The 17102-nt window shown below is 60.4% G+C and carries 12 protein-coding genes; 4 read left to right on the forward strand and 8 right to left on the reverse strand.

From position 1 onward, the window contains the following. Positions 1–102 precede the first annotated feature (102 nt). Together JMV15_RS25510 and JMV15_RS25515 are read right to left on the reverse strand one after the other, a co-directional pair. On the reverse strand, positions 103–2628 hold the full coding sequence (locus JMV15_RS25510; RefSeq protein WP_038448889.1) for a PepSY domain-containing protein: 2526 nt from the start codon (positions 2626–2628) through the stop codon (positions 103–105). 136 nt (positions 2629–2764) lie between these two features. Further along, a complete protein-coding gene (locus JMV15_RS25515) occupies positions 2765–5068 on the reverse strand; it encodes a TonB-dependent receptor (RefSeq protein ID WP_038448891.1) in 2304 nt (767 codons plus the stop codon). 205 nt (positions 5069–5273) lie between these two features. Between JMV15_RS25515 and JMV15_RS25520 the strand changes: the two genes are divergently transcribed. Together JMV15_RS25520 and JMV15_RS25525 are read left to right on the forward strand one after the other, a co-directional pair. Beyond that, positions 5274–5954, forward strand: a complete 681-nt coding sequence (locus JMV15_RS25520; RefSeq protein WP_003188464.1) for a Fe2+-dependent dioxygenase — start codon at positions 5274–5276, stop codon at positions 5952–5954. A gap of 2 nt (positions 5955–5956) precedes the next feature. Then, positions 5957–6700, forward strand: a complete 744-nt coding sequence (locus JMV15_RS25525) for a tetratricopeptide repeat protein (protein WP_014716889.1) — start codon at positions 5957–5959, stop codon at positions 6698–6700. Between the two features lie 121 nt (positions 6701–6821). Here JMV15_RS25525 and JMV15_RS25530 read toward each other — a convergent pair whose 3' ends face one another. The 5 genes from JMV15_RS25530 to JMV15_RS25550 form a co-directional block, all read right to left on the reverse strand. Then, positions 6822–7985, reverse strand: a complete 1164-nt coding sequence (locus JMV15_RS25530; protein ID WP_038448893.1) for a type III PLP-dependent enzyme — start codon at positions 7983–7985, stop codon at positions 6822–6824. A 444-nt stretch (positions 7986–8429) separates the two neighbouring features. Further along, positions 8430–9587 (reverse strand): osmoprotectant ABC transporter ATP-binding protein OsmV, encoded by a 1158-nt coding sequence (locus JMV15_RS25535; protein WP_014716891.1) that lies wholly within the window; start codon positions 9585–9587, stop codon positions 8430–8432. Next, a complete protein-coding gene (locus JMV15_RS25540; protein WP_003188473.1) occupies positions 9584–10237 on the reverse strand; it encodes an ABC transporter permease in 654 nt (217 codons plus the stop codon). Before JMV15_RS25540 ends, JMV15_RS25535 begins: the two co-directional genes overlap by 4 nt. A gap of 12 nt (positions 10238–10249) precedes the next feature. Then, positions 10250–11143, reverse strand: a complete 894-nt coding sequence (locus JMV15_RS25545; protein WP_014716892.1) for a glycine betaine ABC transporter substrate-binding protein — start codon at positions 11141–11143, stop codon at positions 10250–10252. 19 nt (positions 11144–11162) lie between these two features. Next, positions 11163–11879 (reverse strand): ABC transporter permease, encoded by a 717-nt coding sequence (locus tag JMV15_RS25550; protein ID WP_038448899.1) that lies wholly within the window; start codon positions 11877–11879, stop codon positions 11163–11165. 332 nt (positions 11880–12211) lie between these two features. On the opposite strand from JMV15_RS25550, the gene JMV15_RS25555 reads away from it, so the two are divergent. Next, on the forward strand, positions 12212–13795 hold the full coding sequence (locus tag JMV15_RS25555; protein WP_003188476.1) for a peptide chain release factor 3: 1584 nt from the start codon (positions 12212–12214) through the stop codon (positions 13793–13795). A gap of 226 nt (positions 13796–14021) precedes the next feature. Further along, a complete protein-coding gene (locus JMV15_RS25560) occupies positions 14022–14276 on the forward strand; it encodes a hypothetical protein (RefSeq protein WP_020301282.1) in 255 nt (84 codons plus the stop codon). A gap of 73 nt (positions 14277–14349) precedes the next feature. On the opposite strand, the gene JMV15_RS25565 is transcribed toward JMV15_RS25560, so the two are convergent. After that, entirely contained in the window at positions 14350–16608 is a 2259-nt protein-coding gene (locus JMV15_RS25565) for a TonB-dependent siderophore receptor (RefSeq protein WP_038448901.1), read from the reverse strand. Positions 16609–17102 lie beyond the last annotated feature (494 nt).

Consider the following 17102-nt stretch of genomic DNA (forward strand, 5'->3'; position numbering starts at 1 on the left):
GAACGCATCCTGTGACGCTCCGCGTCACGCCGCTAAGAGCGGACGCGGAGCGTCCAGGGCGGCATTCCCACGCGGAGCGTGGGAACGATCAAATTAGCGGGGTCAGTAGACATCCCGACGATAGCGGCCCTGTTCGATCAGGCGCTCCAGCGCCTCCTTGCCCAAGATGTCTGCCAGTGCCTGATCCACCCCCGTCGCCATCCCCTGCAAGCTGCCACACACATAAATCGCCGCGCCATCCGCCAGCCATTTGCGCAGCACATCCGCTGACTCGCGCAGGCGATCCTGTACGTAGATCTTCTCCTCTTGATCGCGGGAAAATGCCAGGTCCAGCAGGGCCAGGTCTCCACTGGCGAGCCAGCCTTGCAGTTCGTCCTGGCACAGGTAGTCGTGGGCGATATTGCGCTCGCCGAACAGCAGCCAGTTTCGCTGCTGGCCGCCGGCAATACGCGCCTTGAGCAAGCTACGCAGGCCCGCCAGGCCGGTGCCGTTGCCCAGCAGAATCAGTGGCACAGGCGCGTCGGGCAAATGGAAGCCGCTGTTGCGCCGCAGGCGCAGGCTGATGGCCGAGCCGAGGGCGGCGTGTTCAGTCAGCCAGCCAGAGCCAAGCCCCAGGCTGCCGTCGGGGTGGCGTTCCTGGCGCACGATCAACTCCAGCACGCCGTCGCTGGCAATCGAGGCGATGGAGTATTCGCGCATGCCCAGTGGGACCAGCGCGTCCACCAACGCCTGGGCGTGCAGGCCGACCAGGTGCGTGCGGTTGTCCGGCAGTTGGCGCGTGGCCAGGGCCTGATCAAGGGTGTGGGCCACGCCGTCGATCACCACACCGTCGCTGCCGACCAAGCCCAGGCCGGCCAGGAAGTGTTCGATGGCCCAGGGGCAATTGCGCGGCAGGACTTCCACCAGGTCGCCGGCCAGCCAGCTGTGTGCAGACGTGGATGTGAGGCCCAGCAGGTAGACGGGCGAGCCGACACTGTCGGGGTTGAGCAGGGTGCGTTGGCTCAGGGTCCAGTTTTCGTACTGGGCCGTCGGCCAGGCCGCTGCCGGCGCATGCCCGGTGAGCTGGCCCAGTTGCTGTTGCCAGGTGTGCAGGGCCACTGCGTCGCCGCTGTCGACTTCCACCGGGGCAAACAGCGGGGTGCCGCCCTGGTTGGTCAGCCAGAAATGCAGGCGCCGGGCAAAGCCGCAAAAATGTTCGTACTGCCGGTCACCCAGGGCCAGCACCGAGTAGTTCAAGCCTGTGAGGGGCAGCGAATGGCCGAGCACGCTGCGCTCGAAACCTCGGGCGCTGTCGGGGGCTTCGCCGTCGCCAAAGGTACTGACCACAAACAGCGCGTTCTGTGATTGGCTGAGGTCGTCGCGGCTGACACTGCCCAGGGGCTGCACCTTCACCGCCAGGCCCGCAGCCTGCAGTTGCCCGGCCGTTTGCCAGGCCAGTTGTTCGGCAAAGCCGCTCTGGCTGGCGAAGCCGATCAGCCAGGCCGGGGCATTGCTGTGGTTATCTGTCAAACCTTTGCGGGCATCGCGGACCTGGCGCTTTTTGCGGCGTCGGTCCAGGTACAGCAGCCAGCCCGTGATGAAAAACAGCGGCATAAGCAGTGAGCTGACGGTGAGGACGATGCGCCCGACCAGGCCGAAATAGCTGCCGGTGTGCAGCGCATACACACTGGTCAGCAACTGCGCCTTGAGGCTTTTGCTGGCGTAGCGCTCGTGGGATTTGACCTCGCCGGTGGACGGGTCCAGGTTGATCTGGTTCAGCGCACGGTCATGGGGCGATGAAGTGAGCAGGTAATACACGGTGGCCGGTTGCCCGGCGACCGCGGGCATCCGAATGTTGTAGGCGCTCAAGTCGGGGCCGGCGTTGCTGTAGATGCTGCTCCAGATTGCGTCATAGTTGGCCACCGGAGCCGGGCCTGCGGGAGCCGGGCCGCGCTTACGCATGCGCTCGTTCTGCGGCGCGTCGGACAGCAGTTTGGTCACGCCACGGTTGTACCAGTCGTAGGACCAATACAGCCCGGTCAGCGCCGCCAAAAGATAAAACAACAGGCACCAGGTGCCGAATACCGAGTGCAGGTCCCAATTGAAGCTGCGGCCCTTTTTGCGCCAGTCCAGGGTCAGCCAGACGCGCCAGCTTTTCACCTGGCGCGGCCAGCGCAGGTACAGGCCGGAGAGGCAGAAAAACAGCAGGATCAGGGTGCAGGCGCCGGTGATATTGCGCCCGGTATCGCCGATGGCGAGGAAGCGGTGCAATTGCAGGATAAAACCGAACAGGTCCTGGCCGACCGCGTCACCCATGTAGTCGCCGGTGTACGGGTCAAAGTAGCGCATCTGGCCACGGCGCTCGCCCGGTGGCGGGGTGAAGGACACGCGGCCGGCGTTGCCGCTTTCACTTTCTACCCACAGCATGGCCACGGTCTTGCCTTCGGCCGCTTCCAGCTTGCGTACCAGCTCGGCGGGCGGCAGTACACCGGCTTCGCGTTTCTGTACGCTCAAAACCGTGGGGTTGAGGGCCCGCAGGATTTCATCCTGGAACGAGTACGCAGCCCCGGTGATCCCCATCAAGGCCAGCACCAGCCCGGCAGTGATGCCGAAGAACCAGTGCAACTGAAACAGGGTTTTCTTCAACACGTCGGGCCGCCTCGCTTATCTGGATATCGATGTCACGGCGCGCATTATGCCGTGGGTTATCGAGAAAAATTCTGTTTTACACACAAAAGCCCCACGCATCCGATGCGTGGGGCCTTGGGTCGAGCATTGACTGCGTTTAGAAGTGGAAGCTGGTAGTCAACAGAGCGGTACGACCGGCCGCCTGGTTGGCGAAGTGCGCCGAGTAGGCCTTATCGTAATACGTCTTGTCGGTGAGGTTTTGTACGTTCAATTGCAAGTCGACGTTTTTGGTCAGCTTGTAGCTGGCCATGGCGTCGTAGCGGGTGTAGGACGGCACGTACACGGTGTTGCCTGCATCGCCGTAAACCTCATCGACGTAGAACGCGCCGCCGCCGACGGTCAGCTTGGGGGTGATGTCGTAGGTGGTCCACAGGCTGAAGGAGTTCTTCGGCGTGTTGGGCATCTGGTTGCCTTTGTTGGAACCGGCACTCACCACGTTTTGACGGTTGCCGATTCTGCCAGGATCTACCAGCTCGCTTTTCAGATAGCTGTAACCAGCGAACACTTGCCATTGATCAGTGATTTTTCCGCTGGCAGACAGCTCCAAGCCATCGACTCGGGATTCACCGCCGTTTTCGAAGGTGTTGGAACTCACCAGAATTCGTGTGTTTTTCTTCTCAGTGCGGAACACGGCAGCAGTTAGGGACAAGCGATCATGAAACAGATCCCACTTAGTGCCGAGTTCGTAGTTGACTGTTTCTTCGGGTTCCAGGTCGCTGGTGTTAATGCCGGTGACGAAACCATTGGGTTCCTGACCTTCACCTACTAAGCCGCCAACTGGCGAAGCTGAGGTAGCGTAGGAGGTATAGATGCTGCCGTTTTCCGTGGGTTTCCACACAAGCCCGGCCTGCCAGTTGAAAAATTGGCTGTCGTCCTTGAGCTTGGTACGTCCTGTAGCGGCATTGGTATTGGCTTGAGTGTCGAAAGTGTCGTAGCGCAGGCCGACATTGAGCAGCCATTTAGGATCAAGTTCGATGGTGTCGAATACATAGGCAGCGCGACTGGTGGCTTTGGTGTTGGTGCCGTTGTAGTTGCGCGCAACGTTGCCGTTCCAGGCATCATCCGGATTCGGGTTGCCGAGAGACGTACAATTGCCGCCGCTGCTGCCGACTACGCTAGGCGTGCAGCCATTGGGTATTGGGTTACTGTTTGGAGTGACCGTGTAGCCACTTACGCGGGTTTCTTCGCCCGTGAACTCCAAACCAGTGGAGTAGGAATGCTTCATCCCCGCCAATTGGAAATTACCAAACAGATCGGTCTGGTTAGTGGTCGTCGTAGTGGTGGACACGCGACTGTTAGCCCGACGCCACACGGTGCCGAACTGGTTGACGTTGTGCTGGCTGTCATCAGGCTGCGTCAATACGTAATCCTGGCCGGTGCTGCCATGACGCAGGGTGTTTTTCAGCGTCATGTTGTCGTTCAGGTCGTGCTCGATGGAGACCGTGCTGATGTCGGCGCGTGTTTTGCGGAAGTCGCGGCTTTTTAAGCCGTAAAAGTTGCTGCTATCGCCGCCATCAGTAGGTTTGTCATGAACGTGCACGGCATTCTTGGCTGTGCTGCCATAGCCATACGGAATCCCCGAATCCGGCAGGTCGTCACTTTCCATGTGGTAGTAGCTGAGGTTGACGCGGGTCGGCGTGCCCAGGCCAAACGTCAGCGACGGGGCTACACCCCAACGGTCGTAGTTCACCGCATCGCGGCCAGCCACGTTTTGTTCATGGCTCATCAGGTTCAGGCGGAATGCCGCGCTGTCGTCCAGGAACTGGCGGTTCACGTCGAGCACATAGCGGCGGGTCTGGTCGGAGCCATAGGTAAAGCCGCCGTTGGTGAAGTCCCGCGCTTGTGGGGTCTTGCTCACCAGGTTGAGGCTGCCACCGGCCGAGCCACGGCCGCCGAACGAAGAGTTCGGGCCTTTGCTGACTTCGATGGACTCGATGTCGAAGATCTCGCGGCTCTGGCCGCCGGTATCGCGTACGCCATCGAGGTAGGTATCGCCCTGGGCATCAAAACCACGGATGAACGGACGGTCGCCCTGAGGGTTGCCACCTTCACCGGCACCGAAGGTGATACCCGGTACGGTGCGCAAGGCGTCCTGCAACGAGGTGGCGGCGGTGTCCTTGAGGACTTGTTGCGGCACCACAGTGACCGAACGCGGCGTGTCCACCAGCGGCGCGGTGTACTTCTGCGACGAGGCTTTTTCCACCTGGTAGGAGGTGTTGTCCTGCTCCTGGCCGGTGATGTTGGTGGCGCCGAGGGAGATAGGGTTGCGCTCGCCTTTTGGCTCGGTATTTTCAGCCGCCTGCGCCAGGTGGGCGGCGGAGCCGGCACTCAGGGCAACGCCAATGGCGGAGGCCAGCATGCGTGGTGAACTGGCCGGTATTTTTAGAATAGTGCGCGACATGACGTGTCCCTTCCCCAAGGTTGTGAGGCCGCGGAATATAGGGCCAACAAGACTTTGTATCAATTGCGAGATATTGCTATTCGCATCAAATTTACATTCTTTACACTTTTTTGTTACGGATTTTGCGCTCTCGTTCGTCCCTGTATTTTACAGAGAGGATAAGAATCAATACCATTGACACCTCTCTGATCGCAGGTATTGCCCCATGTTGCTGCACATTCCCGGCCTGTTCTCTCGCGAGGAGGTGCTGCGCATTCGCCAGGCCCTGGAAGAGACCGAATGGGCTGACGGCAAAATCACCGCCGGGCACCAGTCGGCCAAGGCCAAGCACAACCTGCAATTACCCGAAGGCCACCCCCTGGCCAAGGAAATCGGCGCGGCGATGCTGGAGCGGTTGTGGAGCAACCCGCTGTTCATGTCGGCCGCGCTGCCGCATAAAGTCTTCCCGCCACTGCTCAACTGCTACACCGCTGGCGGCAGTTTCGACTTTCATATCGACAACGCGGTGCGCCAACCCAAAGGCAGCCATGAGCGCGTGCGCACCGACCTTTCGTCCACGTTGTTCTTCAGCGACCCCGACGACTACGACGGTGGGGAACTGGAGATCCAGGACACGTTCGGCCTGCAGCGGGTCAAGCTACCCGCCGGCGACATGGTGCTGTACCCCGGCTCCAGCCTGCACAAAGTCAACGCGGTGACCCGTGGCGCGCGTTATGCCTCGTTCTTCTGGACCCAAAGCCTGGTGCGCGAAGACAGCCAGCGCACCTTGCTGTTTGAAATGGACGGCGCGATCCAGCAACTGACCCGCGACGTGCCCGACCACCCTGCGCTGATCCAGCTTACCGGCACCTACCACAACCTGTTGCGCCGCTGGGTCGAGGTCTGAGCATGGGCTTTTTATTGCGCCGCGAAGAAGTGCTCAATGTCGAACAATTGCAGAGCATGCTCGATGACTCCCCGGTGCGCGCCGCTCAGGCCATTCTGATCGCGGCCAAGGCAGGCGTGGTCGATGCCCAGGCCCTGCTCGGGCAAATCTTGCTGGAAGGGCGCGGCATTGCCCGCGATGAGGCCCTGGCGCTGCGCTGGTTCCAGATTGCCGCGCAGGGCGGGCACCTGATGGCGCGCAATATGATCGGGCGTTGCCGGGAGCATGGCTGGGGCTGCGCTGTCGATGAAGCCGCCGCAGCACGGGAATATCGTCTGGCGGCACACGCCGGGTTGGATTGGGGGCAGTACAACTACGCCAACCTCTTGGCTACCGGCCGTGGCGTTGTTGAAGACCAGGCGCAAGCACTGGCGCTGTATCGCCAGGCTGCCGAACAGGGCCATGCCAAGTCGATGAACCTGCTCGGGCGTTACCTGGAAGACGGGCAGCATTGCCCCAAGGATGTTGAGGCGGCCGTTGAGTGGTACCGCCGCTCAGCCGAGGCAGGTGATTTTCGTGGGCAGTTCAGCCATGCGGCGGTGCTGGCAGGCAGCGGCCAGGTCGACGCGGCGCTGGAGTGGTTGCACAAGGCGCTGGCAGGCGGGAATCTCAAGTTTCTGCAAACGGCACACAAGGCGCTGGCACGGGCGGATGACCCGCGAATTCGCGCCATGGCCGAGTTGTACCAGCAACGAGCTACGAGCTGATCGTTCCCACGCTCCGCGTGGGAATGCCGCCCTGGACGCTCCGCGTCCGCACTTGAGCGCGTAACGCAGAGCGTCACAGGAGGCGTTCCCACGCAGAGCGTGGGAACGATCGGGGGTGGGGTTAAACGTAGAAGGATTTCAGCGGCGGGAACCCATTGAACTCCACCGCGCTGTAGCTGGTGGTGTAGGCACCGGTCGACAACCAGTACAGACGATCACCAATGGCCAGGTTCAACGGCAGGCCGTACTTGTAGTTTTCGTACATGATATCGGCGCTGTCGCAGGTCGGGCCGGCGATGACCACTTCTTCCATCTCGCCTTTCTTCTCGGTCCAGATCGGGAACTTGATGGCTTCGTCCATGGTTTCGATCAGGCCGGAGAACTTGCCCACATCCGTGTACACCCAGCGCTCGACGGCGGTACGGGACTTGCGCGCCACCAGCACCACTTCGCTGACCAGGATGCCGGCGTTGGCGATCAATGAACGGCCTGGTTCCAGAATGATTTCCGGCAGGTCGTCCCCGAAGTCTTCCTTGAGGAAGCGGATGATTTCTTCAGCGTAGGTTTCCAGGCTGTTGGTGCGGGTGATGTAGTTGGCCGGGAAGCCACCGCCCATGTTGATCAGCTTCAGGTGGATGCCGTCTTCTTCTTTGAGGCGTTCGAAGATCACCTTGACCTTGGCGATGGCCGCGTCCCACACGCTGATGTCGCGCTGTTGCGAGCCGACGTGGAACGAGATGCCGTAAGGCACCAGGCCCAGGTCGCGGGCGAGGATCAGCAGGTCCATGGCCATGTCGGTCTGGCAGCCGAATTTACGCGACAACGGCCAGTCAGCAGTGGTCGAGCCTTCGGTGAGGATACGCACATACACTTTCGAACCCGGCGCAGCCTTGGCGATGTTGCGAAGGTCGGCTTCGGAGTCGGTGGAGAACAGACGCACGCCCTTCTCATAGAAGTAGCGGATGTCCTTGGATTTCTTGATGGTGTTGCCGTAGCTGATACGGTCGGCGCTGACGCCGCGGTTCATGACCTTGTCCAGCTCATAGATCGAGGCGATGTCGAAGCTCGAACCCTTGTCTTTCAACAGGTCGATGATCTCAACGGCCGGGTTGGCCTTGACGGCGTAATACACCTTGGCGAATTCGAAACCGGCGCGCAGGTCGTCGTAGGCCTGGCTGATCATCGCGGTGTCGATCACCACGAACGGGGTTTCTTGCTTGTCGGCGAACGCCTTCATTTTGTCAAAAGTGGCGCGCGCGAAATAATCTTCGACGTTGATCGACATGCTGGGAACTCCTAAGGGCAAACTAATTTGATCAATGGGTGCAAATGAACGTCCTCCGTATCCCCACTTTGGTTCGCCTACTTCCCAAGGCATGTCGCCGAAAGCAAAAAGGCCATGGGGTAAGCTGCCCTTGGCCTTGCTGTCTCGTCGTCAGTACTTGAGCCGGATGGATCGTTTCCAGCATGGACGTTCGGCGCGAACTTTAGGGCTTGGCGGGCGTGGGATCAACTAAAAATGTCGCGTTTTTGCACGCGTTCGTCGCGCGGCCGCGTGCAGCTACTTATGTAACCGACCGGTGTGACGGATTGATGTTCCCCGGATGGGGCCAATCAGATGGATTTGCGGTGTATTCATCGCAGGCAAGCCAGCTCCCACATTTGAACTGCATTCTTATGCTGGAATGCATTCCCCTGTGGGAGCTGGCTTGCCTGCGATAGCGATCTATCAAGCCAAAGCAGTTTCGGCAGGCGAGACAATGCTGGTCTTGCCGCCACGGGATTTACCGGAACTCAGGTACTCGGCAATCGACTCCTGGGTCACTTCACCCAGGAACACGCGCTCGGCATCCATCACCGGCAACCACGAACGGTTGAACTCGTACATGCGCGACAGCAGGATGCGTAAATGCTCGTCGTACGCCGCCGTGGCATTGAACTCGCGCAGGTACTGGCCGCAGGTGCCGGCCTGGCGGTGCAGGTCGCGACGGCGTACGTAGCCCAGCGCCTTGTTCTCCGAACAGGTGACCACCACATAGCGGCGGTCGTGCTCGTCCATCAATTCCAGCGCATCGGCCACGGGTGTTTCCGGGCTCACCGACGGGGCGTTGTCCGCCGCGTCTTCGGCTTTTACCAGCAGCAGGCGCTTGAGGGTGCTGTCCTGGCCCACGAAATTGCTGACGAACTCGTCGGCCGGGTGCGCCAGCAGCGTGTCCGGGTGGTCGATCTGCAGCAGCTTGCCGGCGCGGAAGATGGCGATCTTGTCACCCAGCTTGATGGCTTCGTCGATGTCATGGCTGACCATGATCACGGTCTTGTTCAGCGCGCGCTGCATCTCGAAGAATTCGTTCTGGATCATCTCGCGGTTGATCGGGTCGACCGCGCCGAACGGCTCGTCCATCAGCAGCAGCGGCGCATCCGCCGCCAGGGCGCGGATCACACCGATGCGCTGTTGCTGCCCACCCGACAATTCACGCGGGTAGCGATGCAGGTACTGCTTGGGCTCCAGCTTGATCATGCTCATCAATTCGCGGGCGCGGTCGTGGCATTTTTGCTTGTCCCAACCGAGCAGCTTGGGCACCACCACGATGTTTTCTTCGATGGTCATGTTGGGGAACAGGCCGATCTGCTGGATCACGTAGCCGATGTTACGGCGCAGGGTTACTTCATCGAGGTCGGTGGTGTCTTCGCCGTTGATCAGGATCTTGCCCGAGGAGGGCTTGATCAGACGGTTGATCATCTTCAGCGTAGTGCTCTTGCCGCAGCCCGAGGGCCCCAGGAATACGCAAATTTCGCCTTCGTTGACGGTCAGGCTTACATCGTTGACGGCGGTGACGGTCTTGCCGTTGCTTTGAAAAGTCTTGGACAGGTTTTGAAGTTCGATCATTTGAGCAATCCTTTTGGAGTCAGCGAGCGTTGCAGCCATTGCAGAAGCAGGTCGGCGAAGATGGCCAGGAGACTGACCAGCACGGCGCCGACGATCAGCATCGACATATCGCTGCGGCTGATGGAAGCCAGAATAAGTACACCCAGGCCACCGGCACCGATGGTGGCGGCGATGGTCATCACACCGATATTCATCACCACGGCGGTGCGCACGCCAGCGAGAATCACTGGCACCGCAATCGGCAGTTCGACCATGCGCAGGCGCTGGCCGAAGGTCATGCCAATGCCGCGTGCGGCTTCGCGAATGCCTGGCTCTACGCCGGTGAGGGCCAGGTAGGTGTTACGCATGATCGGCAGCAGGGAGTACAGGAACACGGCGGTGATCGCCGGCATTGGCCCCAGGCCCTGGCCGAACTTGGAGTAGAACGGCAGCAGCAGGCCGAACAGTGCAATGGATGGCACCGTCAGCAGCACCGTGGCACTGGCTTGCAGGGGGCCTGCCAGGGTCGGAAAACGCGTCATCAGAATGCCCAGGGGCACGCCAATAAAGATCGCCAGGATCACTGCGATGCCGACCAGCGTGATGTGCTGCCAGGTCAAGTGCAGGACTTGGGCCCAATCAAGATGGGAAAAGGCGTTCAAAAATTCCATGTCTTCTCCTTTTTAGTTGATTGGATGTTGGCGCAGGAAATCGGCGGCAACGGCGGACGGGCTTTCATGGTCGACGTCGACCCGTGCATTGAGCTGGCGCATGGTTTCGTCGTCGAACAGGTGGGCCAAAGGCTTGAGTTCCGCGGCCAGTTGCGGGTGCTTGTCGAGGTACTCCTGGCGGATCACCGGGGCTGCGGTGTAGTCCGGGAAGTAGTGCTTGTCGTCTTCCAGCAGCTTCAACTTAAAGGCGTTGAGGCGCCCGTCGGTGGTGTAGACCAAACCGGCAAACACCTGGCCGTTACGCAGTGCGGTGTAGACCAGGCCGGCGTCCATTTGCCGGGTGTTCTTGCGTGTCAGGTTCATGTCGTACAGCTTGACCATGCCGGCCAGGCCATCGGAGCGGTTGGCGAACTCGGTATCCAGGGCGACCAGACGGTGCTCTTTGGTGTTCTCGGCCATGGCGTTGGTGAGGTCGCTGATGCTGTTGATCTCGGGATGTTCCTGGGCGACCTTCTCCGGCAGCGCCAGCGCATAGGTGTTGCTAAAGCGCGACGGCGATAGCCAGACCAGACCTTTTTTCCCATCGAGTTCTTTGACCCGAGCGTAGGACTGTTCGCTGTCGAGTTTCTCGTCGATATGGTTGTAGGCCACCAGCGACACGCCGGTGTATTCCCATATCAGGTCCAGTTGCCCGCTTTCCTGGGCACTGCGCGCCAGGTTGCTGCCCAGGCCGCCGGTCACGCGGGCGTCGTAGCCCTTGGTGCGCAGGTATTGGGAAGTGATTTCGGCGAGCAGGGTCTGCTCGGTGAACACCCGGGCGCCGATGCGGATCACGGGTTTTTCGGCGGCTTGCGCAATACCTGCAAGCAGCAGGACGCAGCCTAATATCAAGCTCAGTTTTTTCATGTGAATTCCTTTACCGGGCTTAAGACGGGCGTAACCCGCGTTCCAGCCAGAGGCGGCTAGCCATGGTCACCAGGCCATCAAGCAGCAATGCCAGCAGCGCGGTACACGCGGCGCCGAGCAACAGTTGCGGCTGATTGTTCAGAGCGATGCCGGGGAAGATCAGGCTGCCCAGGCTGTTGGCGCCAATCAGGAACGCCAGCGGTGCGGTACCGACGTTGATCGCCAGGGCCACGCGCACACCGCCGATGATGATCGGCACGGCGTTGGGCAGCTCCACGCGAAACAGCACCTGGCGCGGCGTCATGCCGATGCCGGTGGCGGCTTCCTTGAGGGAGCCCTGAACGTTTTTCAGGCCTTCGTAGGTGTTGCGTACGATGGGCAGGAGCGAGGCAAGGAACAGCGCGAAGATGGCCGGGCCGCTGCCGATGCCGAGGACGCCGAGGGCGATGGCCAGTACGGCCAGGGGAGGGATGGTGTTGCCGATGTTGAAGATCTGCATGAAACGTTCTGCGCGCCCGACCATGTTGGGTCGGCTGAGCAGGATACCGGCGGGGATGCCCACAATCAGGGCTGCCAGCATGGAGATTAGGACGAGAATCAGGTGAGCTTGCAGGTAAAACAACAAATCGTCGCGGTACAGTTCGATCGTGTTGATGCCGATCCAGTGGACCAGCAGGGCCAGGAGCGCGACGACAACCGCGCCTCCTATCAGCCCTTTGCCATAGCGAATAGCCACAGGCGGACTCCTTTTTTTCTTTTGTCGGCGAACACATTTTCCGGCGGCACTGCCATTCCTGGCTGCCTCTGAATGAGTTCGCGAAAAGCAACTCGCCGATACTGGCAATGCAGTATGCGATCGAGCCATGAGCGCAGCCTCGTCAGGCTAACTTGCTGATATTTCAGCCCCTGTTCCGAGTGCGATAGCAGGGGAGTGGACGTCTCGACCTTTTAAAAGGTTCCACACTTGGGCGCATTTAGCCACCCCCAATGGGCTCAACGGTGGTCCGTACCCTCGCGTTTGCGCTATACTCGCCGCCCTTTTTTGACTCACCTGCCAGGCGATTTCCCATGACCCACCAGGCCGCCGAAGTCGCGAAACGCCGCACTTTCGCCATTATTTCCCACCCCGATGCCGGTAAGACCACCATCACCGAAAAGCTGTTGCTGATGGGCAAGGCGATCGCGGTGGCCGGCACGGTGAAATCGCGCAAATCCGACCGCCATGCCACCTCCGACTGGATGGAAATGGAAAAACAACGGGGTATTTCCATTACCACGTCGGTCATGCAGTTCCCGTATCGCGAGCACATGATCAACCTGCTCGACACCCCGGGGCACGAAGACTTCTCCGAAGATACCTACCGCACCCTCACCGCGGTGGACTCGGCGCTGATGGTCCTCGACGGCGGTAAAGGCGTCGAACCGCGTACCATCGCGTTGATGGACGTGTGCCGTCTGCGTGACACGCCGATTGTCAGTTTCATCAACAAACTCGACCGCGATATCCGCGACCCCATCGAGTTGCTGGATGAAATCGAAGCCGTCTTGAAGATCAAAGCCGCGCCGATCACCTGGCCGATTGGTTGCTACCGCGACTTCAAGGGCGTGTACCACCTGGCCGACGACTACATCATTGTCTACACCGCCGGCCACGGCCATGAACGCACCGAAACCAAGATCATCGAGAAGCTCGACTCCGACGAAGCCCGTGCCCACCTGGGCGACGAGTACGATCGTTTCGTCGACCAGCTGGAACTGGTGCAGGGCGCCTGCCATGAGTTCAACCAGCAGGAATTCCTCGACGGCCAACTGACGCCGGTGTTCTTCGGTACCGCGCTGGGCAACTTCGGTGTCGACCACGTGCTCGACGCCGTCGTGGACTGGGCGCCAAAACCCCTGGCCCGCGTTGCCAACGAGCGCACCGTGGAACCGGTGGAAGAGAAATTCACCGGCTTCGTGTTCAAGATCCAGGCGAACATGGACCCCAAACACCGCGACCGTATCGCCTTTATGCGCATCTGCTCCGGCAAGTACGAAAAAGGCATGAAGATGCGCCACGTGCGCACCGGCAAGGACGTACGCATCGGCGACGCCCTGACGTTCTTCTCCTCCGAGCGTGAACAGCTGGAAGAGGCGTTTGCCGGCGACATCATCGGCCTGCACAACCACGGCACCATCCAGATCGGCGACACCTTTACCGAAGGCGAAGCCCTGGGCTTCACCGGCATTCCGCATTTCGCCCCGGAACTGTTCCGCCGCGTGCGCCTGCGTGACCCGCTCAAGTCCAAGCAACTGCGCCAAGGCTTGCAGCAATTGGCCGAAGAGGGCGCCACCCAGGTGTTCTTCCCCGAGCGCAGCAACGACATCATCCTCGGCGCGGTGGGTGTGCTGCAGTTCGACGTGGTCGCCAGCCGCTTGAAAGAGGAATACAAGGTGGAGTGCTCCTACGAGCCGATCACCGTGTATTCGGCGCGCTGGATCGATTGCAGCGATAAGAAGAAGTTGGAAGAGTTCTCCAACAAGGCCGTGGAAAACCTGGCGATCGACGGCGGTGGTCACCTGACCTACCTGGCGCCGACGCGGGTGAACCTGGCGTTGATGGAAGAGCGCTGGCCGGATGTGAAGTTCCGCGCGACCCGCGAACACCACTAAGGTTTGAGCGGTTCAGAGAATGTGGGAGGGGGCTTGCCCCCGATAGCGGTGTGTCAGCCAGTGTATTGGGCTCTGACACTCCGTAATCGGGGGCAAGCCCCCTCCCACATTTTGACCTCCTAAAGGCTGGGGATTGGCGGTAATCCGGCATCGCGACTAGCGTAAACGCTGGTGGCAGTTAATGACTGCCGTGCGGGGCCCATTTACTGACTGGACGGAATCGATCATGAGTATTTTTCAACGAATAGTGCTGTTGATGAAAGTGCTGGTGCTGTTGTCGTTGGGGATGTCGACGGCCTGGGCGCATAACCCGGTGCCGAGCGCAGCGGTGGTGACCAGTGGTCAGGCATCGCACTTGCAGTTGGCCAAGTCCGAAGCCGAACCAGGCGATCAGGGCCAGGGCGGCAGCGAGGGTGATGATGACTCTACTACCGACGAGCCCGACAGCGACGACGCAGACGAAGGCGATAGCCAAACGTAGGCTCGCTAGAAAGAAAGCGCCTCCCGCCAGCCTATAGCTGGCGGGAGGCGCTTTTCAGACCTCAAACAATGCCTTAGAACGATGTAGTCACCGACGCGAAGTAAGCGCGGCCCGGTTCATTGTAGGTCTGGGCACCGGCGTCGTCGGCGTTACCTTTGCGAGACAGGCGCTTGTCCAGGAGGTTGTTGATGCCCACGCGTACGCTCAGGTTTTTGCTGAATTCGTAGCCGCTGCTCAGGCCTATCAACCCGTACGGGTCGACGTCCTGCTGGGCGCTGCGCTCGTAACTGCTGGCGCTGCGTGAGTTGAGCGTCGGTGCTTCTTGTTTGCCGTAATAGGTGCCGCTGACCTGGAAAGACAGCTTGTCAGTGGCTTGCCAGTCCAGCGTGGTGTTGACGGTGTACTTGGGGATGATGCTCAACGGCTCGCCGGTGTCCTTGTCCTTGGAGTCGATCATGTAGGTCAGGTTGGTATTCAAGTTCAAGTCATCGCGCAGGCTGATGAACAGGTTGCCTTCAACGCCCTGCACCAAGGCGGGCCCGCTGTTTTCCCACTCCAGCACGCGGCGACCGTTGCCCAGGCGGAAGGCCGCCTCGTTACTGGCGTTGATCTTGTTCTTGTAGTCATTACGGAAGTACGTCGCACTGGTACGCCAGCTGCCCTTGTCGAAAGCCAGGCCGATTTCCTTGTTGACGCTGATTTCCGGCTTCAGGTCGCGATTACCCACCAGGTAGCAACCGCCCATGTTGGCTTCGCTGGCGTTGCAGCCATTGCCACGGCTGTACAGCAAATAGTTCGGGTTGGACTGGTACAGGTTGGGTGTTTTATAGGCGCGGGCGATGCCACCCTTGATGCTCAATTCATCGGTCAACTGGTGCGAGGCGTTGAAGCTGGGGCTCCAGTTGCCGCCGTATTCCTCATGGTCGTCGAAGCGCAAGCCAGGCGTGATGACAGTCTTGCTGCCCAGCTCGATGTTGTCTTCGGCAAACAAGGCGTAGCTCGAGGCGGTGGTCTTGGTGCTGTTGCGGCTCACGCCCGGGATGGCGGGGACGCCGCCGGTGCCTGGGTCATAGCTTTGCGGGCGCAACGAGCCTGGGTCGTTCATCGACTCGTAGAGGTACTCGCTGCCCAGGGTCAGCACCTGTTCGGCACCGACGCTCAGGGGCAGGTTGACCTCGGCGGTGGCCCGAGTGTTGCGCAAGCGCGACTCGAAACGGCCTGCGCTGGCAGACGGCGCACCCTCGCCAGAACCGGCCAGGCCTTCATTGAGGCGTTCGTTGCGGGTCAGGTCGTGGGTTAGCGAAGCCAGGGTCGAGCCCCAGTCGAACTCGCCGCGGTGCGTGGCCGAAAAGCTGCTGCGTTGAATCACACTGGTTTCCTTGCCCACCAGGCTTTCCACGAACGCGCCACCGCCGTTGAGCATGGTATCGCCGGCGAAAATATTGCCCTGGCGGCTGTAGCTGGCTTCCAGGTCGAGGGTTTGCTCGGGGGTGAACTGCCAGCTCAGCAAGCCGTTCACGTCTTTATTGCGCACGCCCTCGCGGCCGGCCACCAGCGAGTCTGGGGTCGCCTGTGCTGCGCGGTTGATGTCGGCGTCATCGGCGTCGGTCTTGTTCAGGCCGCCATAGACGCGGAACGCCAGTGTGTCGGTCAACGGGCCGCTGAGGTTGAAGTTGGTGCGTTTGCTCGCACCTTCGGCGTCGTTTTCAGGGAAGGCCGTGTAAGCGGTCAGCGAGCCGTGCAGTTGGTCGGTGGGGCGTTTGGTGATGATGTTGATGACACCGCCCATGGCACCGGAGCCATAACGGGCGGCGGCCGGGCCGCGCAGGATTTCAATGCGTTCGACTTCTTCGGCCGGCACCCAATTGGTTTCGCCACGGGTATCGCGGTCGCCGCTCCAGCCATAACGCACGGCGTTGCGGGAGGTGGACGGCTTGCCATCGATCAGGATCAGGGTGTTTTCCGGGCCCATGCCGCGCAGGTCGATTTGGCGGTTGTTGCCACGGCTGCCGCTGGAACTGTTGCCGGTCAGGTTCACGCCCGGCTCGCGGCGGATGATCTCCGACAGGTCGTTGGTGGGCGGGCGTTTCTTGATGTCTTCGGCGGTGATGATCGACACACCGGGCGCCTGCTTGAGTTCTTCGGCAGCGGTGCCCAATACACGCGTTTCGCCCAGCACCAGGGCTTGGGGCGTGCCATCCACCGGCAGGTCTGTCGCTTGGATCGGCACTTTATCGCGCTCTTTTTCCACACTCTGCGCCAGCAGCGCGGGGGACGAAAGGGTAGCGATAAACGCCAGCGAGAGATGGCTGAGCCTGAATTGAGACGACATGTCCACAAAGTCCTTTAGGAGGGGCGATTGAACGAGAGGCGTCTGAATTTTTGTCGTGCATCCAGCGCTCTCCGTGCGCCGTAATGGTATTGATTCTCAAACAGAAGTAAATTGCATTTACAATCTATACACTTTTCGAAACGCTCTGGCTCAATGTTTTCAGGGCTTTTGGCATGGGTTCAAACGGTATGTTTTTTGTTACAACCGCGCAAAAAAAAGCCCCTCCAGCCAGACTGATGCGCAATCTGGCGGGAAGGGCGATGGAACTCGATATCACGCATTGCCCCTGTGGGAGCGGGCTTGCTCGCGAAGACGGTGTGTCAGCAACCCATCTGTAGCTGAACCCACGCATTCGCGAGCAAGCCCGCTTGTATGCTAGGACTTGAAGGGAGGAGAAGGGACAAAGCCCGATTCTGACTGTTGACGCAGTACAGACCGTGGGAGATTTCGCCCCTCCTCCTTTCACCCAAGCGCCGATAAAGAATGCATCTGGC

It is taken from the genome of Pseudomonas paracarnis (genome assembly GCF_904063055.1).
Taxonomy (GTDB): domain Bacteria; phylum Pseudomonadota; class Gammaproteobacteria; order Pseudomonadales; family Pseudomonadaceae; genus Aquipseudomonas; species Aquipseudomonas paracarnis.

Excerpts from the sequence above, each read along its gene's own strand:
- JMV15_RS25515 (WP_038448891.1), bottom strand. The coding sequence starts at position 5,068 with ATGTCGCGCACTATTCTAAAAATACCGGCCAGTTCACCACGCATGCTG.
- JMV15_RS25520 (WP_003188464.1), top strand. The coding sequence starts at position 5,274 with ATGTTGCTGCACATTCCCGGCCTGTTCTCTCGCGAGGAGGTGCTGCGC.
- JMV15_RS25525 (WP_014716889.1), top strand. The coding sequence starts at position 5,957 with ATGGGCTTTTTATTGCGCCGCGAAGAAGTGCTCAATGTCGAACAATTG.
- JMV15_RS25530 (WP_038448893.1), bottom strand. The coding sequence starts at position 7,985 with ATGTCGATCAACGTCGAAGATTATTTCGCGCGCGCCACTTTTGACAAA.
- JMV15_RS25535 (WP_014716891.1), bottom strand. The coding sequence starts at position 9,587 with ATGATCGAACTTCAAAACCTGTCCAAGACTTTTCAAAGCAACGGCAAG.
- JMV15_RS25540 (WP_003188473.1), bottom strand. The coding sequence starts at position 10,237 with ATGGAATTTTTGAACGCCTTTTCCCATCTTGATTGGGCCCAAGTCCTG.
- JMV15_RS25545 (WP_014716892.1), bottom strand. The coding sequence starts at position 11,143 with ATGAAAAAACTGAGCTTGATATTAGGCTGCGTCCTGCTGCTTGCAGGT.
- JMV15_RS25555 (WP_003188476.1), top strand. The coding sequence starts at position 12,212 with ATGACCCACCAGGCCGCCGAAGTCGCGAAACGCCGCACTTTCGCCATT.
- JMV15_RS25560 (WP_020301282.1), top strand. The coding sequence starts at position 14,022 with ATGAGTATTTTTCAACGAATAGTGCTGTTGATGAAAGTGCTGGTGCTG.
- JMV15_RS25565 (WP_038448901.1), bottom strand. The coding sequence starts at position 16,608 with ATGTCGTCTCAATTCAGGCTCAGCCATCTCTCGCTGGCGTTTATCGCT.